Source organism: Nitratireductor sp. CH_MIT9313-5 (genome assembly GCF_037029545.1).
Lineage (GTDB): Bacteria > Pseudomonadota > Alphaproteobacteria > Rhizobiales > Rhizobiaceae > Chelativorans.
The window spans coordinates 19,565-44,838 of record NZ_JAYMER010000011.1 but is presented as its reverse complement, the minus strand read 5'-3'; the positions used below and the strand labels follow the sequence as shown (position 1 = coordinate 44,838).

The following is a 25,274-nucleotide window of genomic DNA, read 5'->3' as shown; positions in this document are numbered from 1 at the left end:
GGTGCCTTCATCAGATGTCGGGTAGGAGTGCGCGCAGGCTCTCAACCAGCAGCGCCTGAATATCGGATCGTTTTGCGGGATCAGTCAGAAGATCGTTGCGAACTTCGATCATGACATAGGGGAATGGCCCGCTTTGAAGCTGGCGTTCGATCGTATGCAACACACCATCCTTTGGCGCGTAAGGTTGGTTCAGACGAACATCATAGGCGGAGCGTGTGCTGCAGTCTGTCGCCAGCGCTTGGGCCAGCGAAGCATCTTCGCCGTGGAGGAAGCCGATCTCCACTTCTCTCTTCACGCCATGGAATACGGGTGTGTAGCTGTGGACGGTGACCAGCACCGGTGGCTTCTTGTCGACCTGCCTTCTGGCGATCTGTCTGTGAACCGCCTGCTGGAAAGGTTCATAGAGTGCCGAGGCGCGCTCGTGTCTTTCCTGCTGCGTGATGTCGCGATTGCCCGGTACCGGGCAGACCTCCGTCTCGTGCGGCATTGCGGAGACGGCCTGCGGGGGACGATTGCAGTCGTAGACCAGACGGGAAAAGCGGGCGGCCACGAGTGGCGCATCGAATGCGTCCGACAGGCCCACCGCAAGCTCCCGAGCGCCGGGATCCCAAGCGACATGGCTGGCCAGTTGCGCAGGGGTCAGTCCCAGATCTCCGAGTTTTTCGGGCACGCGGTTGGATGCATGTTCACAGACGAGCACGATCCGGCTCGCTCCGTCCGGGTTGATCACCTCGAAGGGCGCGCCGTCAGCCTCACTCAGGAATGGCTTGGTGGCAGGCATCATCACGACAGGAACGGGTGGCCGGGCGAAAAATTCCGCCCGACCAGAACCATCAGGAGTAACGATAGGGCACGCCGGCCTTTTCCATCACCTGCTGATACTTCTTGAAGATTTCGACGACCTTCGCCGCGCGTTCGTTCTTTGCGGCAAGTTCATCCCAGAAGGATGCGCTGTCGGCGACCACGCCTTCCCATTCCTCGGCCGGGATGGTCGTGAGTTCGAGCTTGTCGCCATTGACGCGAAGATCGGCCTCGCCACCCCAGTACCAGACCTGACGGTAATAGTGCGACTGATCCATCGTGATCTTGAAGAGCTCCTGCAGATGCGGCGGCACCTTGGCCCAGCTCTCCGAATTGGCGAAATAGCTTCCGCACCACGCGCCGGTGACATTGTTGAGAAGCGCATATTTGCAGATGTCGGCCCAGCCCACCTCGTATGCTTCGGTGAAGCCGCACCATGCGACGCCGTCGAGCTCACCGGTCTGGAGCGCGACTTCCACGTCTTCCCATGGCACTGTTACGGGGATGAGGCCGTAGCGGGCAAGGAAGCGGCCAGCGGTTGGCACGCCGAAGACGCGCAGCCCGGCCATGTCCTTGACCGAGCGGATCGGGCGATCGACGGTAAAGATGTGCAGCGGGTCCCATGCGCCGGCACCCAGCCACTCGACATTCTCGATCTCGTCATAGGCTTCCTGCCAGATCTGGTTCAGGCCGTAACGCTGAAACAGGACCGGAAGGTCGAGGCTGTAGCGAGTGGAGAAGGGGAAGTAGCCGCCGAAATCGGCAACATCGGCTGGCGAGGCCATGGTCGCATCGTCGGACTGAACCGCGTCGAGCGTACCGTTCTGCAATGCGCGGAAAAGCTCATTGGTGGGCACAAGCTGGTCGGCATAGAACAGCTCGATTTCCATCTCGCCATTGGCCGCCTTGTTGAAGGCCTCGATCTGCGGCTTGATGACATGCGCGCCAAGGGGCGGACCGGAATAGGTCTGCAGCCGCCATTTGATGGGAGCCTGCGAGCGCACGATGCTCGGCGTTGCAAGAGCGGCAGCACCGCCCACGCTCGCCGTTGTCAGAAATTTACGCCTTGTGGTCATTGTCGTTCTCCTCTGAGGTTTTTTATTTTGTCTCGTTCTTATTGTTATCTTCCGTAGACATAGTTGGGCAGCCACATCGCGAGATCCGGGAAGACCATCACAAGCGTGAGCGCCAGCATCATCACCATAACGAATGGGATGATGGAGCTATAGATGTCCTTAAGCTTGATCTCTGGCGGCGCCATGGCGCGCATGAGGAAGAGATTGTAGCCGAAGGGTGGTGTCATATAGGCGATCTGGGTCGTGATCGTGTAAAGCACGCCGTACCAGATGAGGTCGAAGCCGAGCGCCTTGACGAGCGGTACATAGAGTGGCGCCACGATCACCAGCATGGCTGTGTCGTCGAGAAATGTTCCCATCAGGATGAAGGACAACTGCATCAGGATGAGGATGACCCACGGATTCAGGCCAAGCTGCTCGGTAAACAATCCGTCGATTGCCTTTACAGCGCCAAGTCCGTCGAAAACCGCGCCAAATCCCAGTGCTGCCAGCACGATCCAGAGGAACATGCAGGAAACCCCGAGCGTCTGCTTGAGCGAGTTCTCGAAGACCTCCCAGGTCATGCGCCGCTTCAGGACGGCAGCGACAAAGGCTGCCATCGCGCCGATGGCCGAGCTTTCGACGAGTGAGGTCCAGCCGTTGAGGAAAGGCACCATCATGGAAGCGAAAATGCCGATCGGCAGCAGGCCTGCCAGAAGCAGGCGGTATTTCTCCGCCTTGGATATGTCCGCATCCGCGGACTTGATTGCGGGTCCGAGCTCCGGCTGCAGCTTGCAGCGGATATAGATGTAGAGGATGAAAAGCACGGCCATCATGAGGCCCGGCACAACGCCCGCAAGCCAAAGCTGCCCGACCGGCTGGCGTGCGATCATGGCGTAGAGCACAAGCACCACCGAGGGCGGTACGAGTATGCCCAGACTTGAACCCGCCTGGATGACGCCAGTCACCATCCGCTTGTCGTAATTGCGTTTGAGAAGCTCGGGCAGTGCGATGGTCGCGCCAATGGCCATGCCCGCCACGCTCAGCCCGTTCATGGCCGAGATGAGGACCATCAGGCCGATGGTGCCGATCGCGAGACCACCCCTTACCGGTCCCATCCAGACATGGAACATGCGATAGAGATCATCGGCGATCTTGCTCTCGCTCAGCACGAAACCCATGAAAATGAACATGGGAAGCGTGAGCATCGGGTACCACTTCATGAGCTTCATGACAGCGGAGAAGGGAAGCTCCGACCCGCCCGGCCCCCAGAGCAGGAGTGCCGCAATGGTCGCGATGCCGCCGATTGCGCCGAAGACACGCTGGCCGGTCATCAGCATCGCCATCATGGAGGCGAACATCAGGAGTGCGATCATCTCATAGGACATCAGAGTTCTTCCCCGCGAAGCTTGGCAATATCCTTGATGAGCTCCGATATTGCCTGCAGGAGCATGAGGAAGATCCCGAAACACATGATGGATTTGATCGGCCACATCAAAGGCCGCCAGAGGCTGGGACTGCGTTCCTGATATTCGACCGCATACATGGTCGAGCTGATGCCGCCATAAAGAAGGACGCCGAGATAGAAGATCAGCAGGAGAACAGTGAAGCTGTCGAATGCTGCCTTCTTCTGTGTACTCCAGTTTGAATAGAACAGGTCCATGCGGACATTGGAGCCCATCTGCATGGAGTAGGGGCCACCCACGAGATAGTAGGTCACCAGCGCAAACTGGGCCATTTCCAGCGTCCAGAACGCCGGTACGACAAAGATCGCCTTGGAGATGGTGGACCAGAGAAGCACCGCGACCATGACGAAGAAGCCGTACATCATCACGCGCCCGGCACAGTAGTTGAACCCGTCAACATAGCGGACATAGGCGCGGAAGAATTTTGGCATTGAAGCGGGCTCCGGATTCAATGGACGCTTACCTTCGCCGCCCTCAATGCCGCGAGGAGATCGGGGTCGGGTTCATGATTAAGGAAAACATGTCGCACCTGAGTCAAGTCGCAGATGCGATAGGCGGCTGTGCGGTTCAGCTTTGAGTGATCAAGCACGAGGGAAAGATTGCGTGCATGCCTAGCCATGGAGCGGGCCAACTCGGCTTCCTCATGGTCAGCATCGAAGGCCCCGGTAGCATCCAGAGCGCTAACCGTCAGAACGACATGGTCGGGACGATATTCGGCAATCTCGGCACAGGCTCGAGGCCCATAGGTCTGATCGTTGCCGACGCGATAGGTGCCGCCAAGCAGGACCGCCTTCGATCCAGAGCCTGCCCCCGCGATGACATGCGCAATGCGCAACGAGTTCGTGATGACCGTGAGGTCGCGAATCCGCGCCAATGCCTCGGCACAGAAAAGCGTGGTCGACCCTGTATCCATCAGGATGGTTTCGCCCGGCTGAACCATTCGGGCGAGCTTTTCCGCCACCTCACGCTTTGCCTGCGCGTTCTTTGCCAGTCTTTCGTCGAACGCCCCCTCGCCTTCTCCCCCCAGACTGACGGCACCGCCATGCACCTTGCGGATACGCCCCTGTTCGGCAAGCAGGTTCAGATCGCGCCGTACGGTTTCGACCGAAGCACCAAATTTCTCCGCAATATCTTCCACGGCAGCCCGGCCGCGCCTCTCCACATATTCATGGATTCCGGCGCGTCGCACGGAAGGACGCATCGACTTCAGCTTTGGTTGGATATTGTTCTTCTTCCCCATAGCCAAAGCCTATCGCCAAACCATGATATGTCTACAAAAATTTTTACCACTCAGTCATAAATATCGTTTTTTGCTTTAATTTCAGTATTTTGACATGACCCTAGTTTCTTTCCGTATTGCCCGCTCAGTCATAATTTACGAACATGTGCTTGAACCGACGGTAAAGCACGGTCATATTGGACCGCCGCGTCGAGCAGGCGCCCACACAAGGCCAAGCATATGTCTGCCCTCACATCGACTACATCCCGCTATGACGTCGCCATAATCGGCGCAGGGGTTGTTGGCTGCGCGCTGGCTCGGCGGCTTACACTGGACGGCGTGAAGGTGGTGGTGCTTGAAAAGGCTCTTGATGTGCTGGACGGTGCGTCCAAGGGCAACTCGGCTATCCTGCATACCGGCTTCGATGCGCCACCCGGATCGCTGGAACAGTCCTGCATTGCCGCGGGCTATGAAGAATATCTGCAGCTTGCGGAAAAAATGAAACTTCCAGTCCTGCGAACCGGGGCAATGGTGCTGGCATGGACACAAGAGCAGGAAGCTCAGTTGCCATCGCTCATCGAGAAGGCGCATCAGAACGGCGTCCACGATGTCGTGGCGCTTTCCAGACAACAAATTCTAAAGCGCGAGTCCAATCTGTCGCCACTCCTGCGGGCAGGCTTCCTGATCCCCGGCGAGTATCTGATCGACCCCTGGACTACGGCCCACGCCTATCTTCTCCAGGCACTGAGTAATGGTGCGGAGATCTTGCGGGGTGCTGAGGTGCTCGGCGGCACCTATAACAATGGCTGGAAGCTTGAGACGTCCAGGGGTGCGGTCGAGGCTGCGACCATCGTCAATTGTGCCGGCCTGTTTGGCGATGTGGTTGATGAACGTCTCATCGGGACGAAGAGTTTCAATATCCGCCCTCGCAAGGGCCAGTTCCTTGTCTTCGACAAGGCAGCCTCCAGCCTCATATCCGCCACCGCCCTTCCCGTACCAACAAAGACAACCAAGGGGGTGGTAATCTGCAGGACGGTTTTCGGGAATGTGCTTGTCGGTCCTACGGCGGAAGATCAGGAAAGTCGCACCGACGCATCAACCCAACGAGAAACGCTGGAAGTGCTCTACCGCAAGGCCATTGAAATTCTTCCAGGGCTTGCAGACCATGAAGTCACGACGGCCTATGCGGGCCTGCGGCCAGCATCCGAATTTCAGGACTACCAGATCAAGCATCATTCCGCGCAGGCCTATGTGACTGTCGGCGCTATCCGGTCAACCGGGCTCAGTGCAGCTTTGGGTATAGCCCGCCACGTGGCCTCCCTTCTCAATATCAGGGTGGAACCTGTCGCCAAGCCGGTGTTACCCGCGGTGGACAGATTGTCGGAATACCATCCCCGCGACTGGCAAGAGGCGGGCAATGGCGGAATTGTCTGCCACTGCGAGCTGGTTACCAGGCGTGAGATAGAGCAGGTATTGGCAGGCCCACTGCCGCCCGCGACGCCACAAGGTCTAAAGCGCCGCACCCGCGCAATGATGGGGCGATGCCAGGGGTTTTACTGTACGGCAGAAATCGCCGAGATGACCAGGGGCCACCTTACAGTGCCGATCGGGCAGCCCGATGCGTAGGGAAAGCTGCAATGTGGCAGTGGTGGGTGGCGGCACGGCAGGACTCGCGCTGGCCCGCGAACTGAAGCAGCTGGGTGCCAAATCGGTCATCGTGATTGAGCGTGAAACAGAGGCCGGTGGCATCCCACGTCATTGTGGTCACTATCCGTTCGGCATTCGCGAATATCAGCGGTTGATGAAAGGCCCGGAATATGCGCGCCGCAATCGTGATGCGGCCATGGCAGCAGGCGTTGAAATCCGCGCCGCCACCAATGTGACGAAGCTGCTGCCGGAAGGTCGGCTTGAGTTGGTTGATGCGCGTGGCGTGTATGAGTTGTCTGCCGACCGCGTGGTGCTTTGTACGGGTACGCGCGAAAGCAGCCGTGCACAGCGCTTCGTGAGCGGTGACCGGCCGCTCGGGATCATTTCAACCGGCGCGCTTCAGTCTGCGGTTTATCTGAAAGGGATCCAGCCGTTCAAAAACCCCGTGATACTGGGGACTGAACTCGTTTCATTCTCCGCCATCCCGACCTGCAGACATCTTGGCATCAAGCCGATTGCGATGGTCGAGGAGGAAGAGCGCCTGCGCGCGCGCAGGATGTTCAGACCATATCTGTGGCTTAACCGCATACCACTCTACACGGGCGTCACTGACCTGAAGATCATCGGACGCGAACGTGTCGAAGCCATAACATTCGAGGCTGCCGACGGAAACTCGCGCATTCTGGAAACCGACGGTGTAATAATTTCCGGCCGGTTCCGCCCGGAATCCGCGCTCCTGCGCAACAGCCATCTGGCTCTGGATCCAGGCACCAACGGGCCCCTCGTCGACCAATTGGGCCGCTGCTCGGATCCGACCTATTATGCTGCAGGCAATCTGCTGCGTCCGGCTGAAACCTCCAGCTGGTGCCATGCAGAGGCGCGGAAGGTTGCGCAATGCATCGCGTCGGATCTGACTGCGCCCGACACCACGGAAACCATTGCCATAAAGGCCGCCGACCCGCGTGTGAGTTTCGTCATGCCGCAGCGTCTCGCACCAGCAAAGCCGGATGCCGGACTTGGCTGCATCTATATCGGCCTGAGTGAACCCGTTGATGCCCGGCTTTCAGCCTATAGTGGAGGAGAACGGATATGGTCACGCCATCTGAGAAGCCGCCCACTGCGGCGCGTTACCATTCCTGTTGCAGAGCTGTTGGGGGGAAAGGTCGCCGGCCCGATCGAGCTCAAGCTGGAAGACTGAACAGATGAAGCTGGCCGCAATTGACCAAGGCACGACAAGCACCCGTGCGCTGATGAGAAAACCCGGTGGTGCCGTCGAAGTTGTCCACTCGATCAGGCACCAGCAGCACTATCCCCATGAGGGATGGGTGGAACACGATCCCGAGGAGCTGATTGAGAACATCCTGAAGTGTGGTGAAGCCCTAGGTGGCGCAGCAGCACTCGGCCTCGCCAACCAGGGCGAAAGCTGCCTGGCGTGGGACGCCCGCACGAAGGAAGCTTTGTCACCCGTTATCGTGTGGCAGGACAGCCGCACGGCGCAGCGACTGGCGCAGTTGAAAATGGATGACACGGAAAAGGAGGTGCTTGCCCGCGCCGGGCTGCCGCTGGACCCTTACTTTTCCGCGAGCAAGCTCGGCTGGATCGTCGCTCATCTCCCGGCAGCCCGAAATGCGCTTGAAAACGGAAGTTTGCGCCTGGGCACCACGGACGCATTCTTCCTTGACCGGCTGACCGGCAGATTTGTGACCGATGTCACGACCGCCAGCCGGACATCGCTGATGAATTTGCATACGCTTTCGTGGGACCCGCAATTATGCGACCTCTTCGGTGTTCCGATCGAGTGCCTGCCCACCATCACGCCCACCACGGGCGATTTCGGTGCCCTCGCGATCAACGGCTCTCACCTTCCCGTCACCGCAAGTGTGGTGGATCAACAGGCGGCCCTTTACGGCTTTGGCTGCCGGGAAAGGGGCGAAGCCAAGATCACCTTCGGAACCGGAGCCTTCGCTCTGATGGTCACTGGCGAGGAAATCATCAGGCGGCACGAGATAGGATTGCTTCCCACGGTTGCCTGGCAGTTGAACGGGCAGAATCCGGTTTATGCGATTGATGGGGGTGTCTTTACTGCCAGTGCCGCCTTGAACTGGGGAAAGTCACTTGGCCTCTTCACCGAATTCGAGGATGTCTCATCATTCGACAGGAAGAGCGCCGCCGAGAGGGGGTTGTTCTTCGTACCCGCGCTGGCAGGTCTTGGCTGCCCCTATTGGAACCCGAATGCGCGCGGCATGTGGTCCGGAATGGCTCTCGAGCACGGTGCGGGTGACATGGTCCAGTCAATTCTGGAAGGAATAGCGCTGAGGACCTGCCAGGTGATGAAGCGTATGAATGAGATCATGCCACTCGCACAGACCATCAGGATCGATGGAGGCATGAGCCATAACCGCTATTTCGCACAGTTCCTGGCAGATGTTTCCGGCCGCACCATTTCGCCTGCCGTCATGCCCGAAGTTACGGGCCTTGGCACCATAGCCCTGGCAGGCGATGTATTTGACGTTGCCGATGATGCCGAAGTGTCATGCGATACAGTCACACCGGAACGGGAACTGCAGCATCTGCTGCCGCAATTCGAAAAGATCGTGTCGCTCGCGTTGGAAGCTGCTGGCGCCTCCCGCCCCTAGTCGCGCGGCAGGGCTTTCACCATATCCAGGATGTGCGGCTCGGCTCGTTCGCCGCCGAATGCTTCTACCGTTCCAAATGCGCCGCCATAGCCCCATAGTGCCCATGCATAGCCGCGCTTTTCCGCAAGCGTGGCCACGTCGCGGATGAAATCCGCGCGCCATTGCGGCTCCATCACGTAAGGGTTTCCATATTCCTGCCGGATCATGCCGAACTCGCTGAGGATGATATCCTCCGGTGCAATGTCATGTTCGGCGGCCCAGGCATCGACAATGTTGAAAGGAGCCTCGATCACGGATCGCAGCTTTTCAGGCGTATCGATCTCAGCCAGAAGCTCATCGAAATAGGCAAGCATGCCGCCTTCTCTCAAAGCAGGAGCATTTTGCCTAATCCGCTCTTTCGCCGCGGCTACAGCCTCTGCGTACTGCGCCTCATGCTCGTGGGGCGGGTAAGGCAAGCCCGTGACATATTTGATGAAGTCGCCAGCCCAAAGCGCGCCCTGATGGGTGAGAATGAAGGGCGCGTAGGCGTGAAAACCCCAGATAACGTTGCTGTCGTCGACACTTTCGGGATCGAGGGCGGCCAGCCCCTCCGCGCTGCCCCAGCAGGCTCCGTTCAGCACCAGGGTTGTCTCGGGTGCGGCCTTGCGGGCCGCACCATGGAGCCTCTTCAGCAAGTTCTGCCAGTCTGCTGCATCCTTGCCCTTACACCCCATCACCGGCTCGTTCATCAGTTCGAATGCGACGGCCTGGGGATCACTGGAGCCTATTCTCTTCGCGAGGCTTGAGACGACGTCGAGATACTCATCGAAGAGATCATCATCGTTAAGTATCTCGACCACGCCGGCGAAACGGTCCTGCCCTCGGGGAATGGGGTGCAGGTCAACAAGCACCTTCAGACCACGCTCGGTGAAGAAGGCGATCCCATCCTCGATGGAATCGAGCAGGTCTTCGCGCAGATGCCTTGATCGGCGCGACAGGAACGGCAGCGGGTCGACCGGCATCCGCACGAAATCGAAGCCACTGTCGCGGATCAATGTCACATGCTCGTCCGTGATGGTGCGGCGCCATTCCGGGAAGGGCAGAAGCACACCGTGTCTGCCCCAGTCGGCCTCCTGCGGCCAGATGTTCCACAGGTCCAGATTGAGACCACGCTTTGCCGTGAACTCCCCTGCCGAGACAGGCATCTGCATGGAGGCGAGTGCGGCTGTTGCAGCAACAAGAAGGGAAAATGCGAGTTTCATCAGCGGCAATCTCCGGAACGGTCGATGTCACCTAACACGATCCGTGTGCAGCCGCTTTCGCTACCTGCAATTGGCGTTAATGCTCCTGCTTGCGCATCCTCATGGGTCGGGCAGCGTTACATTCATGTTCCACTCATAGACATAGATCATCGAGAATTTCTGGCCGTGGGCTTCGGTTTCGGCCTCGCGGCGAACAAGCCTTCCAGATGCTTCATCCACCCATGACTGCACGACAGAGATGGTTTCAACAGGCTCTTTCGTTTCCTGGACGTGATGCAACAGCCGGTGCGGTTTCCCATCGAGTTCTACCGTGCTGCACTGGGCGTCGCGTACGCTCTCGCGGACGGCCGCGTTAAGCGCCATCTGCTCTTCGAGCCAGTTTTCAGGCCTCTCCTTGTGTTGAGCGAAGGTTACGCCATCCTTCGAAAGATATTCCTGATTTCCCAGCACCAGCCAGTGGACGCCCGTCTCCTCCACATGTTGGTAGAAGTGACTGTAGTCGGCATAATGCTGCGTGCTGTGCTGGACCGCTGCGCCACCCATGAGGGTTTCGGTGGTGATCCGGTAATCGGTCCACTCCTCGGCGGCTTTCAAAAGGTCCTGCACATCCTGCCGGCAATCTGCCGCAGCCGGTGCAAGACATGCGGCCAGACTACCGGCAGCCAGTGCCATACGAAACATCATCCCCTTCCCCTCCGAGATCCGCGCAACAGAGCGCCATAGCAAGCTTCAGTCTAGCTTCTTGTCCGGATGAGGCAAACCGGCGCGCAGTCACTCGGACGCCCTCCTCCGGGCTAGCGCGATGTCATGGCGGGCTTGCTCAAGGTCGTCACCTTCCAGTGCTGGCGGTGCGGTCGGCGAAGGTCTTGCGCACAGGTCCACCAGAATTGGGTAATGGTCCGAACCGAAACCGGGCAGAACCTCAAATGAAATAGCCGTCAATTGATCCTGGTGTAGAACCTGGTCTAGCGGCCAATACATCCACCAGCTCTTCGCGTCGTAGGAGGTCTTGTAACCGTAAATCTGTCGTGGATCGATGAAACCTCCGACGCGTTGCAGCCTCTCATTCGTTTTCTCCCAGGGCACCGCATTCAAATCACCCGCCAGGATGACAGGACGCTCGGAATCGCGCGAGGTAAGGGCTGCCCACATCAGTTGCGCGTCGCGGCCGACCGAGCGCTGACCGGGATGTGGTGGACGGGGATGCAATCCCATGAAGTGCAGGAGGGCTCCTGAGGGTAGTTCGATATCGGCGACAATTGCTGGCGTGTCCTGGTCCACGGGCTTCAGAACTTCCGCATTCGTGAGCGGCAGGCGGGAGAAGAGGTGCATGCCAAAATAACCGCCAGTGATCTGTTTCACCGTGTGCGGCATCCGGTCTTCGAGCGGCGCGAGGGCCTGATCCCACCATTCGTTGGTTTCAAGGGCCAGAACAAGATCCGGATCGTGGCTGCGGATGATGTCCAGAAGCGGGTCTGCGCTGCGGTTTTGCAGCCTCACATTGGCCACCAGAACGGAAATTTGTTTGTCAGCCTCACACCGCGCTGCGGCCGATTCCGTTCCTGGAAGATAGGGGTAAAGCTTGTAGCCATTGTAGAGCGCTGCACCGGTGCCAAGCGCCCCGAAAAAGAACAGAAGCGGGAGAGTTTGGCGTCCAAACCATAACAGGAGCCCGAGCAAGGCCAGAAGCAACACCAGGTAATGGAGACGCGGAAAATCTGCCATCCGCACCCACCAGACATTGGTCTCGATGAGCGTGATGAAGCTGGCGAATGCCAGGAGACCGATTGCCAACGCCGTGAAATAGGCAAGATAGTTCTTCATCAAGCCGCTCCCTTTCAAAAGCAACCTGATTGAACGCAACTCGGTTCCCTGGCAGCATTCGATAAGCGCAGTTCAAGATGCGGACTGCCGTCCAGGGTCAAGCGACGGTGCCAAGCACAAAACGTGCGCAAGCTCACGCTTACCGTTCTCAGAACTGCAGGTTCAGATCGATACTCGCCGAATGCTCCTGAACCGACGAGCCGAACCGGCCGCCATAGGCAAAACCCAGCGTCGCGTCTTCTGCAAGATTTAGGTCCAATCCGATATCGACGATCAGACTGTCCTGCGCAGGCGAAACACCTGCGATCGAAAAGGATCCACCACCGGAGGCAAAAGCCGTTTGGGAAGTAGGAGCGTCGCCGAAAGCGTGCCGCCATCCAACCATACCGCGCAATGTGCCGTAGGCGTTGCCAAGCGCGACCTCGGTTTGCCCACGCAGACCAAGCGTCGTGAAGGTCGCGTCGACACCGGTTGAACCTATATTCAGCGCCGCTGCGCCGCCACGCTCGGTGAAGGCTTCGTTCGTTAGATGCACATGGGCCACATTGACGAATGGCTCGAATTGGACGATCTGGGTCTTGAAGCTATAGGCTGCCTCACCCCAAGCTTGCAGGGTCCGACCGCTGTAGTCTGCCGCAAGCCTGTCAGAAAAGTCGGCAAAGGCCACAGATCGCGACGTGGCGAGACTATGCCAGCTATGGGCAAGCCCTCCCGTCAGCGTGAGCGCCTCCCAATTGCCGCCGCCATAGACGCCTAGAGTATAGGTGTCTGCTGTGGCAGAGGACTCGCGCTCAAAGACCTTGAAGCTCGAGCGGGAATAGCCAGCCAATACACCAAGTCGTGCATTATCCCACATTGGAGCATCGCCGCCCATAAGGAACCCGCCAATGCTTCGGTCCATCGCTGCGGCATTGCCGTCATCGGCCCATTGGCTCCAGGAGCCGAAACCCCGGCTCCAGATGCCGGTTCTTGCAGCAAGCCGACTATCGGCTTGACCGCTGTTTTGGATTGCCACACCACCCAATGCAAAGCGCAGCCGATCCATCGCTGCCTCACGGGGAAATCTGCTATCATCCAGAAGCGCGGTTTTTGCACTTGAATGGATCTCGCCGGTGAGATCGTCCAAAGCGGCGCGGGCGTCCTCTTCGTTCCCGGCGAGCCCGATCAGCTCTTCATGAACCGGGTTATCGCTCTCGGGGTCTTCCAGAGCCGGCGCACCGGCCTCCTGGTTAGGGGTGTCAGCTATGTCTGAGACATCTGCAACCTGCTCTGAGGTCAGATAAACATTCTCGGCATCATAGCTGTCGGTAAAGTCCAGGAAGAGATAATCGTCCGTCACATCGTCGAACGTGCCCGTGATGCTGCTCGCTGTGAGGATCGTGTAGGTGTTCGGTGCGGTATAGCCAGAGCCATTGTCGGTCCCGTTTTCCGGCGTCACATGCACGGTGCCACCATTGATCGTCACCGCACCGCTGGCCTCCAGAAGGTCGTTGTGTATCCCGGCAGTGTTGCCGCCATCCTTGATCTCGACCTCATAGATCGAACCGGGATTAACGATCATGCTGCCGGCATGAGCGGTGCCGATGGAGTTGCCCGGCGCCAGAACGCCACCTGACTCCATTGCAACCAGGCCCGATAGCGTACCTGACCCGCCCAAGACGCCGCCACTCATTGCGACGACGTTTCCCCCAAGGCTGCCATTGACAAGCAGGGTACCACCGGAAATCGAGGTGACCCCGGAGAACCCGGAAGAATCGCCCGCCAGTAGCGTTTCACCAGCGCGATGGTAAATGCGACCTTCGCCGATCATGTCGGCTTCAAACACGTAGCCGGTATTCGTGTGATTGAAGATCAGTTTGGCATCTTCGTGGTCGCCGAACCAGAGCTCTGCCGCCTCAAGCGTACCAGCTCCCTCGGCAGTCGCGCCTGCTGCAGCACCGATGTTCAGCACGCCGTCGGAGCTTGTATTGTATCCCAGATAGGCTCTGTCCGACACGCTGACGGTCCCGCCATTGGAGATGGTCAGGCTGCCGGTGCCTTCTTCGGCAATGAAGAGCCAGGAGTTGCTGCTGAGGCTGGCCGTGGCTCCGTCCACAAGCACCGTTCCCTCGCCATCAGGCGCATATCCCAGAGTTACCGTGGAATCGGCAAATACGGTGGCATCGGTGATGTTGAGGGTGCCCGTGCCGCGATCGCCAACCAGCAACTCATTGCCAGTTTCCAGGCGGGACAACTCTCCCGTTATATCCAAAGTCCCAACGGTGCTGTCATCAGCAGCGATGGTGATATTGTCGCCGATAACGACTTCGCCACCATCCTCTATCCTCAGTGCGCCCGTACCGCCAACCGAGTTGCCGAGATAGAGGCCTCCGGCTGCTGACAGTCGTGAACCATTGCCGGCAACGCGCGCATCTCCATCGCCGAGATCCCCGATGAAGACATGATCGACAGAGGAAAGCGTACCGCCCGCCTCGATCGTCAACTCCCCATGTGCGCCTGGATCACCACCAAGCAAGACCTGGCCAACATTGCTCCAGTCGGCATTGTTGATCTGCAAGGTGCCGAGCCCGGCGCTGTCGTGTGTACCCAGATAAAGGGCGAAGCCGCTGTCATTCACCTGGGCATTATCGGAGATCACAATGTTGCCCGTCCCGCCGGTGCCGACATAGGTCAGGTTACCGATGTTCCAGGTGGTGCCGTTGCCCGTAACGGTCAGTGCTCCCATGCCGGTGATTTCGCCAATATTGGTGAAACCACCCGTCGACAACGTGCCTCCGTTTTCGATGACCATCGTTCCGGTGCCGGAATCACCGACGGAAAGATCGAACCCGACATCGATCACGCCTCCGTCATTGACGACCTCGCCGCTGCTGCCCGCCTGTGCGCCCACGGTCATGTCGACAACGACTGTTACCGTACCGTCGATGACATCGACGGTGCCCGTTCCCCCATCGCCAACGAACAGGTTTCTGGTTTGCAATTGCCCGCTTGCAGAAGTGATGTCGAGAACGCCAGTGGAGCCGTTGCGGTCACCGAGCGTCGTTGTTTGGCCCACGTCAACAAGACCATCCGCGATAATGAGGGTGCCCTCGCTACCGCTTGAGTACCCGATCGTGAGAGTGCTTCCCGAGGCGGAGACTTGCCCTGGAGATGCTCGCGGGTGATGGCCGCGCCGCAGCCGCCAATCGCTGCGGTGTGTCGATCAACACCGCCCGCACACAACTCACGAGCATTTTCGAAAAAGTGGGAGGGACGCGGCAGGCTGAATTGATCCGAGCCCTGCTTGAGGCTGAGGCTTGAAACCGGTGGATTGATCTTTCAGGTGCCTACCTTTCGGGCCAAGCCTGTAACCAGACACTCGAACCCTTCCAATCTGCAGGCAGAGCCGAGGAACCGCAGTCCCGACTGTCGTGCGGGCCTTTGGCTCCAATTCCGCTTGCCTACGCCGGGTGACGCAGGCAGTTATCCGCCAGCTCGTGTTCTGCTACGCCTTCTGAGATACTCAGCTGAACGGGCGGTCCATCCCGGCTGGCAGGACAACCGATAGAAAATCCAGCCGGTGGGAGCCTAGTGTTCACGCTACAGGTTGCCGTGTCCCTCGCGTGCGTAGCCTCGGATCGGGGATCGGAACCGCATCCAGCAGCGAGCGGGTATATTCGTGTTGCGGATTGTCGAAGAGGGTCCGCTTATCAGCCAGCTCCACGATCCGTCCACGCTTCATCACCGCCACCCGGTCGCAGATATGTTCGACCACGGCCAGATCGTGTGCGATGAAGATATAGGTGAGCTGATACTGCTCCTGAAGGTCCTGCAGCAGGTTCAGGATCTGCGCCTGGATCGAGACATCGAGGGCCGAGACCGCTTCGTCCGCGATCACGAGCTGCGGGCTGGTTGCCAAAGCTCGCGCAATTCCGATCCGCTGGCGTTGGCCGCCAGAGAATGCCGCCGGGTAACGGTGCAGGATTTCCGGTCTCAGACCCACATCCTTCAGGAGTTGTGCCACCCGGTCAGCCAGAGCCTTGCCCGAAAGCCCCTCACTCGTTCGCAGCGCCTGGCCGATGAGTTCAAGGACCGGCAGCCGCGGATTGAGCGAGGATTGCGGGTCCTGGAAAACCATACGGATCTGGCGCCAGATTTCGCGCAGTTCGCTGTCGGACAAACCCACCAGATCCGTCTCGCCGCGCGGATCACCGCGATAGATGACCTCGCCGGAAGTTGGATTGAGGATGCGCATTATGCAGCGGCCAAGCGTCGTCTTGCCAGATCCGCTTTCACCAACAATGCCGAAGGTCTCGCCACGGCGCACGTCAAAGGAGACGTCGTCGACCGCCTTCAACACCCCTTCCCTCAGCGGGTAGTGCAGGGAGAGGTTGCGCACGCTCAGAAGGATGTCGCTCATTGTGCCAACTCCTTTTCATAGAGGAAGCAGGCGGCCTGTGTGTCGTCCACTGCCAGCAGTTCGGGTTCGCGCCTATCGCATATTCCGGGCATGAAATGGTCGCAGCGCGTTCTGAATGAGCAACCGCTCGGACGCGCCAGGGGATGCGGTACCATTCCCCTGATGGTGGGGAGGCGGTGCTGTTGGGCGGCACCCAGCCGCGGGACCGACTTCAAAAGCGCCTGCGTATAGGGATGACGCGGCTTCTCGAAGATGGAATAGACGTCGCCCTTCTCCACGACCCGGCCCATATACATCACCGCAACATCCTCGGCGACTTCGGCGACGACGCCCAGATCATGCGTGATCAGCATGACGGCCATGCCGAACTCTTCCTTGAGGTCGGCGATCAGGTCGAGGATCTGCGCCTGCGTGGTGACATCAAGCGCTGTGGTGGGTTCATCGGCGATCAGCAGGCGAGGCTGGCAGCAAAGCGCCATCGCGATCATTGCCCGCTGGCGCATGCCGCCTGAAAGCTCGAAGGGATAGGAATCGAAGCAGCGCCGCGGATCGGGAATGCCGACACGATCAAGCATGTCGAGCGCGATCTCCTTCGCCTCTGCCTTCGTAACCTTGCGATGCAGGTGGATTGTTTCGGTGATCTGCTTTCCGATCTTCTGGATGGGACCGAGTGACGTCATCGGCTCCTGGAAGATCATGGCTATGTCGCTGCCGCGGATCTCACGCAAAGCACGCGAGCCGGGGCGAGCAGCGGCGAGGTCGACGGTTCTGCCGTCCTTCGCCTGATAGATGATCTCACCACCCACGATCCGTCCCGGCGCATCCACGATGCGCAGGATGGAGCGAGCCATGATCGACTTTCCGCAGCCACTCTCCCCGAGGATGCACAATGTGCGCCCGTCACGGACGGTGAGGTCAACGCCGTCAACCGCCTTCACCACGCCATCATGGGTGAAGAAGTGGGTCTGCAGGTTGCGGATTTCGACGAGCGTGTCGCCGACCGCTTCAGTTTGCGTAGGGGTCTGCGGCATCACGAAGTCCATCTCCCAGAAAGTTGAGGGCAAGAACCGCCACGACGATGACGGAGCCGGGTGCAATCAGCAGCCAAGGTGCCTCGATGATCGAGCGGATATTCTGCGCTTCCTTCAACAGCGCACCCCACGACACGATGGGTGGCTGAAGGCCGATCCCGAGGAACGAAAGCGAGGTCTCGGCGAGGATCATCAACGGCACAGCCAAGGTCAGTGAAGCGATGATGTGGCTGGAGAAGGATGGCACCATGTGCTTGAGGATCACCTGCATGTGGGTCAGCCCGTCCAGCCGTGCCGCCGTTATGAAGTCCTCGTTGCGCAGGGACAGAAACTTGCCGCGCACTTCACGAGCAAGCGTCGTCCAGCCGATCATCGAGACGATCAGGGTCACCACGAAATAGGTGCGAAGCGGCGGCCAGTCGAGCGGGATTGCCGCTGCCAGCCCCATCCACAGAGGAATGGTCGGCACCGAGCGGAGAAACTCGATGAAACGCTGCACGGCCGTGTCCACCCAGCCACCGAAATAGCCGGACACGCCGCCCATCAGGACGCCGATGACGAGCGACAGAGCAACGCCGACAAGGCCGATGGACATAGATATGCGCGTACCCACGACCACCCGGCTGAACACATCACGGCCCAGCCTGTCCGCACCCCACAGATACATCTTGTCACGCGGGTTCTTGGGCCCGAACAAATGCAGGTTCGTCTCGAACAGGCCCAGCAGGTGGTAGCTGTAGCCACGCACGAAGAAGCCGATCGGAACGATCTTCTCCTCGTCCACGACGAAGGTGCGTCGCATGGCCTGTCGGTCGATCTCCATCTTCAAACCCTTGACGTGAAGCTGGAAGCGGTTTTTTCCGTCTTCATCCTTGACGAAAAAGCCGATCGGGGTTGGCGGCGCGAAGGTGTGACGCACGCTGGTTTCGTCAATGGGTTTGGGCGCCAGAAACTCGGCAAAGATTGCAACGAGGTAGATGAGGATCACGATGATTCCGCCAACCATTGCGAGCTTGTGGCGGCGGAACTTGCGCCAGATCAGCGCCCACGGGCCAAGGGTGACGGGCGTCACTTCGGCCGCAGCACCGTCTTCCACCTCATTGACGATAGCGTTCTGAGTGAAGGTCATTGGTAGCGTATCCTGGGGTCGACCCAAGCAAGTAGCAGGTCGGATATGAGAGTGCCGATAACAGTCAGCACCGAAACGATGAGGATGAGAGATCCGGCCAGATACATGTCCTGTACCAGCAGCGCGCGCAGCAGGAGCGGCCCTGTGGTAGGCAGATCCATCACCACGGCAACGATGATTTCACCCGACACAAGCGTCGGCAAAATCCAGCCGATCGTCGAGACGAAAGGGTTGAGCGCCACGCGCACCGGATAGCGCATCAGAAGCTGGAACTCGCTCATGCCCTTTGCGCGCGCAGTGACCACATAAGGCCGGTAAAGCTCGTCCAGAAGATTTGCCCGCATGATGCGGATGAGCGCAGCCGCACCGGACGTTCCCACCACGAAGACGGGCATCCAGATATGCTGGAGCAAGTCCACGAACTTGTCCCACGACCAGGGCGCATTGACATATTGCGGGCTGACGAGGCCACCGACGCTTTGCCCGAAATATTTGAAGGCGACATACATCATCACCAGCGCGAGCAGGAAGTTCGGGACGGCCAGTCCGAGGAAGCCGAAAAAGGTCGCGACATAGTCGCCGACCGAGTATTTCCGCACCGCCGAATAGATGCCGATGGGAAGCGCCGTCATCCAGATGAAGAGAAGCGTCAGGATGGATATGGCGAAGGTCCAGCCAAGGCGGTCCCAGATGAGATCGTTCACCGGCCTGTTCTTTTCGAAAGACAGCCCGAAATTGCCTTCGAACAATATGCCCGACATCCATTTCCAGTACTGGACATATATCGGTTGGCCCAAGCCATATTGTTCGCGCAAGGCCTCCATCACGCCGACATTGTCCACGCCGGCCTCGCCCATTTCGGCAGCTAGCGTATCCAGATAGTCGCCCGGCGGCAGCTGGATGATGATGAAGGTAACGATCGACACCAGAAACAGTGTCGGGATCATGTACAGGATCCGGCGTGTGAGAAAGCCGTACATCGCTTCCGTGCCCTTTTCTTGAGGAACAGGCCCACCAGTGCGGCTTCACGAACCGGCGCCGGTGAGCATTTGTCAGGCTGGTTCCGGCCTTGCGACCGGAACCGTCGACGATCACGGAAGGTTATCGCCACCCTCGAAATACATCTGCGCTGTATAAGGCGCCGGGTACCAGAGCTGACCCGCGATCGGTAGCGGATCGGGCACGTTGCGCACATTGTTGCGGGCAATGCCGAAGGCAGGGTCATTCTGTACGAGACCGATCGTGAAGAGCTGCTCCATCGCGAGATCTAGGACTTCCTGCATCTCCTTCTTCTGCTCTTCAGGCGTGGCTGCAGCCTTCACCTCATCATAGGCCTTGAAGATCGCTTTGACCTCTTCAGGCGGTTCCTCTCCCTTGGTGTTGTCGATGCCCCACTTGGCCCATTCGCGCGCCCAGCTGACAGAGTTGCTCGGCATTGGAACGTAGCAAAGCGGGCTCGTATAGGCGTCGGCCTGACCGCCCGAGCAGTTCCACAGATAGGCGTCCTGATCGTTGGATGTGTGGATGGAAATCAGGCGGGCACGGTCTGTTGCGCGAACCTGAATATCGATCCCGACATCAGCCGCATAAGCCTGGATGAGCTCCATCGCGTCGGGATATTGCAGCCCGAAAACGTCAGCGACCAGGAAGATCAGCGAAAACCGTTTTCCATCCGGCCCCAACCGGTAACCCTCGGCGTCCTTCTCCGGGAGTACCTTGTCCAGATACTCGTTCGCCTTTTCCGGATCGTATTCGGTGAACTGCTTCGCATACCACTCCTTGTAAAGGTCGGAATTGGGCTGCGGTGCCGTCTGGGCAGGCTTGCCTGAGCCGAAATACAGAAGGTCAATAATCTCCTGACGGTTCACGGCATGGCTTAGGCCGATGCGGAAGTTCTTGTCATTGACCACCTTGCGCTTCACCTCATCCTTGTTGTTGAGGTTGAGCATCAGGATCATCGTGTTGGACGGCAGGTCGTTGGTCTCGAAAAAGCGATACTTGCCGCGCTCCTGATTGTCGGTCAGCACTGCACGATAGGAGGGCCGCCCGACATGGCGGTTCATGTAGTCGATCTCGCCATTGAAGGCTTTCAGCAGGATCGTCTCCACATCTTCCACCTGATCATATGTGATGCGATCCATGTAGGGCAGCTGCTGACCCTTCTCGTCGACCTTCCAGTAATACGGGTTACGCACGGCTTCGACGCGGTCGACCGACCCATAGGAATTCGTCAGTGTCCAGGCGTGCAACGTTGGCCGTTCCGGATTCTGCCAGAAGAGCGGCGTATCGAGCGGACCCGCCTTCAGATTGAAAAGCTGCACCCAATCGGCTGCCGCCGGCTCGGCATCCACCAGCTTCTGGATGTCGGGATTGTACTTCTCGTGAAACTGCTCGAGATAGTGCTTGGGAAACACCGTCGGATAGTAGCCGAAACCATAGGCGAGGTTCTGCAGGAACAGACCATTGGGCGACCCGAATTTGAACTCGACGGTATAGTCGTCGATCTTCGTGACCTTCACCGGGCCTTCGGGGCCCACGAAATTCGGATCTTTTGTCGGCGTCAGCTTCTCGTTGAGAAACACGTCCTCGTACCAGAACATGATGTCATCGGCGCTGAACGGTTCGCCATCGGACCAGCGCATGCCTTCCCGCAGCTTGAAGGTAAACGTCGTCGCGTCTTCGGAAATCTCCCAGCTCTTGGCGATATTCGGCTTCACTTCCGTCCAGTTGACATCCCAACGCACGAGATTGTCGCTGCCGATGGTGCGCACGAAATTATGCTGGTCGCCGCCGCCAAGAATGGCGCGGCGCATGGTGCCGCCATATTCGCCGGGCTGTTCGACCACTTCCATCACCAGTGGTTCTTCGGGCAAGCGCTCATCCACGGGGGGAAGCTCGCCTGCCTCCACCTTGGCATCCAGCATCGGTGCCTGCTCATAGGCCCAGGCCGGCAAGGCAATGGTTATCGCAAGACTTGCAGCGAAGGCGGCAAGTCCCCTCCTCCTCCGGTTCGAAATGTAGTGCAACATCAGGTCTCCTCCCTTTTTGGTTGCTACCAGTTGGTCACCGAGCCATCCGGCCGCACGAGGTGTGGCGGTTCGACATGGCTCGCGGTTCTGGATCGGATAAGTTCTTCATTGACTTCCACGCCCAGACCCGGTGTGTCGGGCACCACATAGAACGGGCCATCAAGCTCGATCTGTGTGGGGAACAGTTCCGGGTCGTGGAAGCCCAGATCCTCTGTCGGCGCCTGGCGTGTCTCCACCCAGCTCCAGTTCGGAACTGCCACGCCAAGATGTGCCGTTGCCGCCGTGCAGATCGGTCCGAGAGGATTGTGCGGCATGAGGTCGATGTAATGACGTTCGCACCAGCCTGCGACCTTCATGGCTTCGGTGAAACCGCCGATATTGCAGATATCGAGACGCATATATTGGGTCAGACCCTGCTCGATATACGGCGCCGCCTGCCATTTGGACGCGAACTCCTCGCCGACAGCGAAGGGTATCTGCGTCATGCCGCGCAGCGTCGCATAGGCTTCCGGTGTCTCGCAGCGGATGGGCTCTTCGAGAAAATCGAGCGTTTCCGGCTGGAGCATCGCGCAGAAACTCGCTGCTTCGGCGACACTCAAGCGATGATGGTAGTCGATGCCCAAAACCAGTTCGCGTCCGAACTCGGACCGCAGTTCCAGAAGCATCTCGGCGGAGCGGGCGATTGATTTGCGCGGCTCGAAAATGCCATCGCCGTTGAAATATCCCGGCGAAATGCGCACGCAGTCCCAGCCAAGCTCGGTCAGCCGTTTGATGTCGCGACGCATGTCGTCGAAGTCATCCGCGGTCGCGCAACCGAAGGAAGGCACCTTGTCGCGCTGTCGTCCGCCCAGAAGCTGGTAGACCGGCACCTGGAGCCTTTTGCCCAGAATGTCGTAAAGCGCGATATCGATGGCCGAAAGTGCTGCAGTGAAGACGCGGCCACCCTCGAAATACTGGCTGCGATAGACCTCCTGCCAGATGCGCCCGATCCGCCGGGAATCCTGACCGATCAGGAAGGATGCAAAATGATTTATCGTGGCAGTGACAGCGTCCTCCCTGCTGGAAAGGCCGGACTCGCCCCAGCCCACGATGCCGTCCTCGGTCTCGACGCGAACCAGAAGCTGGTTGCGTTTGCCCACACGTGCCAGAAGCGGCTCGATCGATGCGATCTTGGTCATCTCTCGTCCCCTCAGTGCCAGCCGACGCGCGGTGCGACGGGTATCTGGTCTGCGGGCCTGCTCTTGATCATGGACATGAGTTCCTTTCGCACGGACTGCGCATTGGGATCGTCGAAGAGATTGTTCATCTCGTCGGGGTCGTTCTTGATGTCGTAGAGTTCGCCGGTGTCCGTCCTGAGATCGACCGACATGCGGTGCGTCTTGGTCCTGACGGTCATCAGGTCGAGATCGACACCGCTGCGGCGCGCATCCACCTCGTATTCGCACAGCGCGAATTCGCGCGTTTCGCGCCCTTCCAGAAGCGGGATCCAGGACTTGCCATGATCGGGTGCAGCTTCAAGAGAACAAAGCTCCGCTAGCGTTGCCCGCACATCGATGGTGCTTACGGGATCGTCGATCACCCTGCCTTGAGGCACGCCGGGACCGGCGATGATGCCCGGCACGCGCAAAAGTCCGTCGTAAAGCATCGGCCCCTTGAGCAGCAGCCCGTGGTCGCCCAGCCATTCGCCGTGATCGCTGATGAAGATGATGATCGTGTTGTCCAGCTCGCCTGCAGCTTCGAGCTTCTCGACGATGCGCCCGACCTGATGGTCGACGGCCGAGATCATGCCGAAATAGATGGCGGTAATGTCGCGCAGGGCCTCAGTGCTCAGCTCACCCTTCTTGCCCCAGTCCACGCCGCCGCTGTTGTGCTCGGCGCCAAGCGTGTTCCGCGCCCGCTCATCAAGAAAGGCCTTGTGCCACCAAGGCCGCTTTTCAAGATCAAGCTCGGGATGACGCGCGATCTGCACTTCAGCCGGATCGTACATGTCGCACCATGGCTTCGGCGCGAGAAACGGCGGGTGTGGATCGGGAAAGGAGACCCAGGCAAAGAGCGGCCGGTCGCGCTCTTCTTCCAGCATGGACAGCGTGCGCTCTCCGACCCAAGGGGTTGAATGCCACTCTTCCTCAAGCGCCGAACGCCAGGCCTGGAAATGGGCGGTCTGCGGCTCAAGCGCATCCTTGGCCCGGTCCCAACGCTGCTTTCCCTTGCCGTCCTCATCCAGCCAATACTCGTAGTGCAGGGCCTGTGGCGGCTCGTACCAGCGGGTGTGATGGTGCGGACGCAGCATCATCTCGACCTTCTCGAAGCCGAAATATTCGCCGTTCCACTCCTTCGGGTAATCCTTGGCGCTGTCATAGCATTCCGGCTTGCCCGTCGGCTCAAATGTCTGCTGCGAGGAAAAATGGGCCTTGCCGATGAAGCGGGTTTCATAACCGGCGCGAGCGAAAATGCCGGCCAGCCCCTCTTCCGCGAAAGCCGGATCAAGATCACGGCCATTGTCGCGAACGCCATGGGAGTAGGGCAGCTTGCCGGTCAGGATGGAGGCGCGTGCGGCCTGGCACATCGGATGGGGCGTGATGCAATTGGTAAAACGACCTCCCCGCTCTGCGAGACGATCGATATTGGGCGTCCTGACGCCGCGTCCTTCCGGACCAATGCAGTCGCCGCGCTGCTGATCGGTCGAAATCAGGATCACATTCGGCTTCCGCCCCATTATTCCCTCCAAAAAGCTCAATCCATGCTTTCCATAAAATCATACATTATTTTATGTTGTCCATACATTAATAGACTTCATTGCGAGAAAGCTGCGCAGCCCCACTGCGAAAACGAACAGCGGCCAGCGCGATAGATATCGCGAGAGCCACAATTAATATGCTCTTTTAATATTTTCATATATTATTTTTGTACTACCAAACGGGGAGAGTCAATGTCACTGCACCAGATTTCAAATGACGCGGTTTCGCTCGTCGTCGATGCGAACATTGGTCGTGTCACGTCACTGATCGATTTGAGGCGCAAGCGGGAATGGCTTATACGCGGCGTCCCGCGCCCTCCTGAAAATCAGGAGGCTGACTTTTCCGGGATGCACACCTATGGGTGGGACGAGTGCTTTCCGACCGTGGGAAGCTGCGCGGTGAGTGAATGGGGCGACACGCTTCGTGACCACGGCGACCTGTGGGGCCGCAGTTGGAGCATCGATTGCTCAAACGCTCATTTGTCCATGGAGTACGCGGCGGAACTCTACACTTTCAGGCGCAAAATACGGCTGGATGGTCCCAGACTCCATCTGGATTACGAGCTTGCAAACAAGCATCCCCGGCCGCTCCCCTGGCTATGGAGCCAGCACTGCCTGCTCAATTGCAAGGCGGGGGAAGTCTTTCAGTGGGAGGGACTTGGAAGCGAGTTTCGCGACGAGGAAGGCAATCCGACCAATCCCGATCGCGTGCATCCCTGGGGCTCGAAGCGCCTGTCGAAGTCATACGCATCGATACCCGGCGCAGCAGTAGCTCGGATCCGCGGAGAATGCGGCAGCGGCAGCATCAGCTTCCACTTTCCACCCGACGGACCGGTGCGCCATGTCGGGCTTTGGGAGTGCTACGGGTCCTGGCCTGCCGATGCTCCCCGCCATGAAGTCGCGATCGAACCCACCAACCTGCCCTTCGGCAGACTGGACCATGCTCTCCGAACGGGAAACGCCACCTGGCTCGAGGCAGAAAGCAGGAGGCAATGGAGCCTCTTGATCGAGCTAACGGAGTGAAATCCCCACACTTGTAAAAAAGAATGTACGATTACAC

Annotated in this window: 20 protein-coding genes; 4 read left to right on the top strand and 16 right to left on the bottom strand. The window is 59.0% G+C overall.

Annotated elements, in window-relative coordinates:
- Positions 1–10: 10 nt before the first annotated feature.
- Genes WA367_RS04290 through WA367_RS04270 form a run of 5 tightly spaced genes read right to left on the bottom strand, consistent with a single transcriptional unit; the run spans position 11 to position 4,562 of the window.
- A complete protein-coding gene (locus tag WA367_RS04290) occupies positions 11–784 on the bottom strand; it encodes an N-formylglutamate amidohydrolase (protein ID WP_336055568.1) in 774 nt (257 codons plus the stop codon).
- 49 nt (positions 785–833) lie between these two features.
- Positions 834–1,877, bottom strand: a complete 1,044-nt coding sequence (locus WA367_RS04285; RefSeq protein ID WP_336055567.1) for a twin-arginine translocation signal domain-containing protein — start codon at positions 1,875–1,877, stop codon at positions 834–836.
- A gap of 44 nt (positions 1,878–1,921) precedes the next feature.
- The gene (locus tag WA367_RS04280; protein ID WP_336055566.1) at positions 1,922–3,244 is read right to left on the bottom strand and encodes a TRAP transporter large permease; all 1,323 of its coding nucleotides are present in this window, start codon (positions 3,242–3,244) and stop codon (positions 1,922–1,924) included.
- Positions 3,244–3,753, bottom strand: a complete 510-nt coding sequence (locus WA367_RS04275) for a TRAP transporter small permease subunit (RefSeq protein ID WP_336055565.1) — start codon at positions 3,751–3,753, stop codon at positions 3,244–3,246. Before WA367_RS04275 ends, WA367_RS04280 begins: the two co-directional genes overlap by 1 nt.
- Before the next feature lie 17 nt (positions 3,754–3,770).
- On the bottom strand, positions 3,771–4,562 hold the full coding sequence (locus WA367_RS04270) for a DeoR/GlpR family DNA-binding transcription regulator (protein ID WP_336055564.1): 792 nt from the start codon (positions 4,560–4,562) through the stop codon (positions 3,771–3,773).
- A 219-nt stretch (positions 4,563–4,781) separates the two neighbouring features.
- On the opposite strand from WA367_RS04270, the gene WA367_RS04265 reads away from it, so the two are divergent.
- From WA367_RS04265 to WA367_RS04255, 3 genes are read left to right on the top strand one after another with little or no spacing between them, the layout of a single operon-like run.
- Positions 4,782–6,167, top strand: a complete 1,386-nt coding sequence (locus tag WA367_RS04265; protein ID WP_336055563.1) for an NAD(P)/FAD-dependent oxidoreductase — start codon at positions 4,782–4,784, stop codon at positions 6,165–6,167.
- Positions 6,160–7,386, top strand: a complete 1,227-nt coding sequence (locus WA367_RS04260) for an NAD(P)/FAD-dependent oxidoreductase (RefSeq protein WP_336055562.1) — start codon at positions 6,160–6,162, stop codon at positions 7,384–7,386. The genes WA367_RS04265 and WA367_RS04260 overlap by 8 nt, the downstream gene beginning before the upstream one ends.
- 4 nt (positions 7,387–7,390) lie before the next feature.
- Positions 7,391–8,824: an FGGY family carbohydrate kinase gene (locus WA367_RS04255; RefSeq protein ID WP_336055561.1), complete on the top strand. Its 1,434-nt coding sequence runs from the start codon at positions 7,391–7,393 to the stop codon at positions 8,822–8,824.
- Here WA367_RS04255 and WA367_RS04250 read toward each other — a convergent pair.
- From WA367_RS04250 to WA367_RS04200, 11 genes are all read right to left on the bottom strand, one after another.
- Positions 8,821–10,065 (bottom strand): glycoside hydrolase family 5 protein, encoded by a 1,245-nt coding sequence (locus tag WA367_RS04250; protein WP_336055560.1) that lies wholly within the window; start codon positions 10,063–10,065, stop codon positions 8,821–8,823. The genes WA367_RS04255 and WA367_RS04250 overlap by 4 nt on opposite strands.
- 99 nt (positions 10,066–10,164) lie before the next feature.
- Complete coding sequence (locus tag WA367_RS04245) at positions 10,165–10,749, bottom strand: hypothetical protein (RefSeq protein ID WP_336055559.1); 585 nt, start codon at positions 10,747–10,749, stop codon at positions 10,165–10,167.
- An 87-nt stretch (positions 10,750–10,836) separates the two neighbouring features.
- Positions 10,837–11,889 (bottom strand): endonuclease/exonuclease/phosphatase family protein, encoded by a 1,053-nt coding sequence (locus WA367_RS04240; RefSeq protein WP_336055558.1) that lies wholly within the window; start codon positions 11,887–11,889, stop codon positions 10,837–10,839.
- A gap of 148 nt (positions 11,890–12,037) precedes the next feature.
- Positions 12,038–14,944, bottom strand: a complete 2,907-nt coding sequence (locus tag WA367_RS04235) for an autotransporter outer membrane beta-barrel domain-containing protein (RefSeq protein ID WP_336055557.1) — start codon at positions 14,942–14,944, stop codon at positions 12,038–12,040.
- A 519-nt stretch (positions 14,945–15,463) separates the two neighbouring features.
- Positions 15,464–16,288 carry an ABC transporter ATP-binding protein gene (locus tag WA367_RS04230; RefSeq protein WP_336055556.1) on the bottom strand — a complete coding sequence of 275 codons (825 nt, stop codon included), beginning with the start codon at positions 16,286–16,288 and terminating at the stop codon, positions 15,464–15,466.
- Entirely contained in the window at positions 16,285–17,319 is a 1,035-nt protein-coding gene (locus WA367_RS04225) for an ABC transporter ATP-binding protein (protein WP_336056030.1), read from the bottom strand. Before WA367_RS04225 ends, WA367_RS04230 begins: the two co-directional genes overlap by 4 nt.
- The gene (locus tag WA367_RS04220; protein ID WP_336055555.1) at positions 17,294–18,448 is read right to left on the bottom strand and encodes an ABC transporter permease; all 1,155 of its coding nucleotides are present in this window, start codon (positions 18,446–18,448) and stop codon (positions 17,294–17,296) included. The genes WA367_RS04225 and WA367_RS04220 overlap by 26 nt, the downstream gene beginning before the upstream one ends.
- A complete protein-coding gene (locus WA367_RS04215) occupies positions 18,445–19,428 on the bottom strand; it encodes an ABC transporter permease (protein WP_336055554.1) in 984 nt (327 codons plus the stop codon). The genes WA367_RS04220 and WA367_RS04215 overlap by 4 nt, the downstream gene beginning before the upstream one ends.
- A 111-nt stretch (positions 19,429–19,539) precedes the next feature.
- Positions 19,540–21,477: an ABC transporter substrate-binding protein gene (locus WA367_RS04210; RefSeq protein ID WP_336055553.1), complete on the bottom strand. Its 1,938-nt coding sequence runs from the start codon at positions 21,475–21,477 to the stop codon at positions 19,540–19,542.
- A gap of 23 nt (positions 21,478–21,500) precedes the next feature.
- Positions 21,501–22,655 carry a mandelate racemase/muconate lactonizing enzyme family protein gene (locus WA367_RS04205; RefSeq protein ID WP_336055552.1) on the bottom strand — a complete coding sequence of 385 codons (1,155 nt, stop codon included), beginning with the start codon at positions 22,653–22,655 and terminating at the stop codon, positions 21,501–21,503.
- An 11-nt stretch (positions 22,656–22,666) separates the two neighbouring features.
- Positions 22,667–24,193 carry a sulfatase family protein gene (locus tag WA367_RS04200; RefSeq protein ID WP_336055551.1) on the bottom strand — a complete coding sequence of 509 codons (1,527 nt, stop codon included), beginning with the start codon at positions 24,191–24,193 and terminating at the stop codon, positions 22,667–22,669.
- Between the two features lie 213 nt (positions 24,194–24,406).
- On the opposite strand from WA367_RS04200, the gene WA367_RS04195 reads away from it, so the two are divergent.
- Positions 24,407–25,237, top strand: a complete 831-nt coding sequence (locus tag WA367_RS04195; protein ID WP_336055550.1) for a hypothetical protein — start codon at positions 24,407–24,409, stop codon at positions 25,235–25,237.
- Positions 25,238–25,274: the final 37 nt, after the last annotated feature.

Bases quoted from the DNA above. Each gene is read 5' to 3' on its own strand.
- WA367_RS04290 (WP_336055568.1), bottom strand. From the start codon at position 784: ATGATGCCTGCCACCAAGCCATTCCTGAGTGAGGCTGACGGCGCGCCC.
- WA367_RS04285 (WP_336055567.1), bottom strand. From the start codon at position 1,877: ATGACCACAAGGCGTAAATTTCTGACAACGGCGAGCGTGGGCGGTGCT.
- WA367_RS04280 (WP_336055566.1), bottom strand. From the start codon at position 3,244: ATGTCCTATGAGATGATCGCACTCCTGATGTTCGCCTCCATGATGGCG.
- WA367_RS04275 (WP_336055565.1), bottom strand. From the start codon at position 3,753: ATGCCAAAATTCTTCCGCGCCTATGTCCGCTATGTTGACGGGTTCAAC.
- WA367_RS04270 (WP_336055564.1), bottom strand. From the start codon at position 4,562: ATGGGGAAGAAGAACAATATCCAACCAAAGCTGAAGTCGATGCGTCCT.
- WA367_RS04265 (WP_336055563.1), top strand. From the start codon at position 4,782: ATGTCTGCCCTCACATCGACTACATCCCGCTATGACGTCGCCATAATC.
- WA367_RS04260 (WP_336055562.1), top strand. From the start codon at position 6,160: ATGCGTAGGGAAAGCTGCAATGTGGCAGTGGTGGGTGGCGGCACGGCA.
- WA367_RS04255 (WP_336055561.1), top strand. From the start codon at position 7,391: ATGAAGCTGGCCGCAATTGACCAAGGCACGACAAGCACCCGTGCGCTG.
- WA367_RS04250 (WP_336055560.1), bottom strand. From the start codon at position 10,065: ATGAAACTCGCATTTTCCCTTCTTGTTGCTGCAACAGCCGCACTCGCC.
- WA367_RS04245 (WP_336055559.1), bottom strand. From the start codon at position 10,749: ATGATGTTTCGTATGGCACTGGCTGCCGGTAGTCTGGCCGCATGTCTT.
- WA367_RS04240 (WP_336055558.1), bottom strand. From the start codon at position 11,889: ATGAAGAACTATCTTGCCTATTTCACGGCGTTGGCAATCGGTCTCCTG.
- WA367_RS04230 (WP_336055556.1), bottom strand. From the start codon at position 16,288: ATGAGCGACATCCTTCTGAGCGTGCGCAACCTCTCCCTGCACTACCCG.
- WA367_RS04225 (WP_336056030.1), bottom strand. From the start codon at position 17,319: ATGCCGCAGACCCCTACGCAAACTGAAGCGGTCGGCGACACGCTCGTC.
- WA367_RS04220 (WP_336055555.1), bottom strand. From the start codon at position 18,448: ATGACCTTCACTCAGAACGCTATCGTCAATGAGGTGGAAGACGGTGCT.
- WA367_RS04215 (WP_336055554.1), bottom strand. From the start codon at position 19,428: ATGTACGGCTTTCTCACACGCCGGATCCTGTACATGATCCCGACACTG.
- WA367_RS04210 (WP_336055553.1), bottom strand. From the start codon at position 21,477: ATGTTGCACTACATTTCGAACCGGAGGAGGAGGGGACTTGCCGCCTTC.
- WA367_RS04205 (WP_336055552.1), bottom strand. From the start codon at position 22,655: ATGACCAAGATCGCATCGATCGAGCCGCTTCTGGCACGTGTGGGCAAA.
- WA367_RS04200 (WP_336055551.1), bottom strand. From the start codon at position 24,193: ATGGGGCGGAAGCCGAATGTGATCCTGATTTCGACCGATCAGCAGCGC.
- WA367_RS04195 (WP_336055550.1), top strand. From the start codon at position 24,407: ATGTCACTGCACCAGATTTCAAATGACGCGGTTTCGCTCGTCGTCGAT.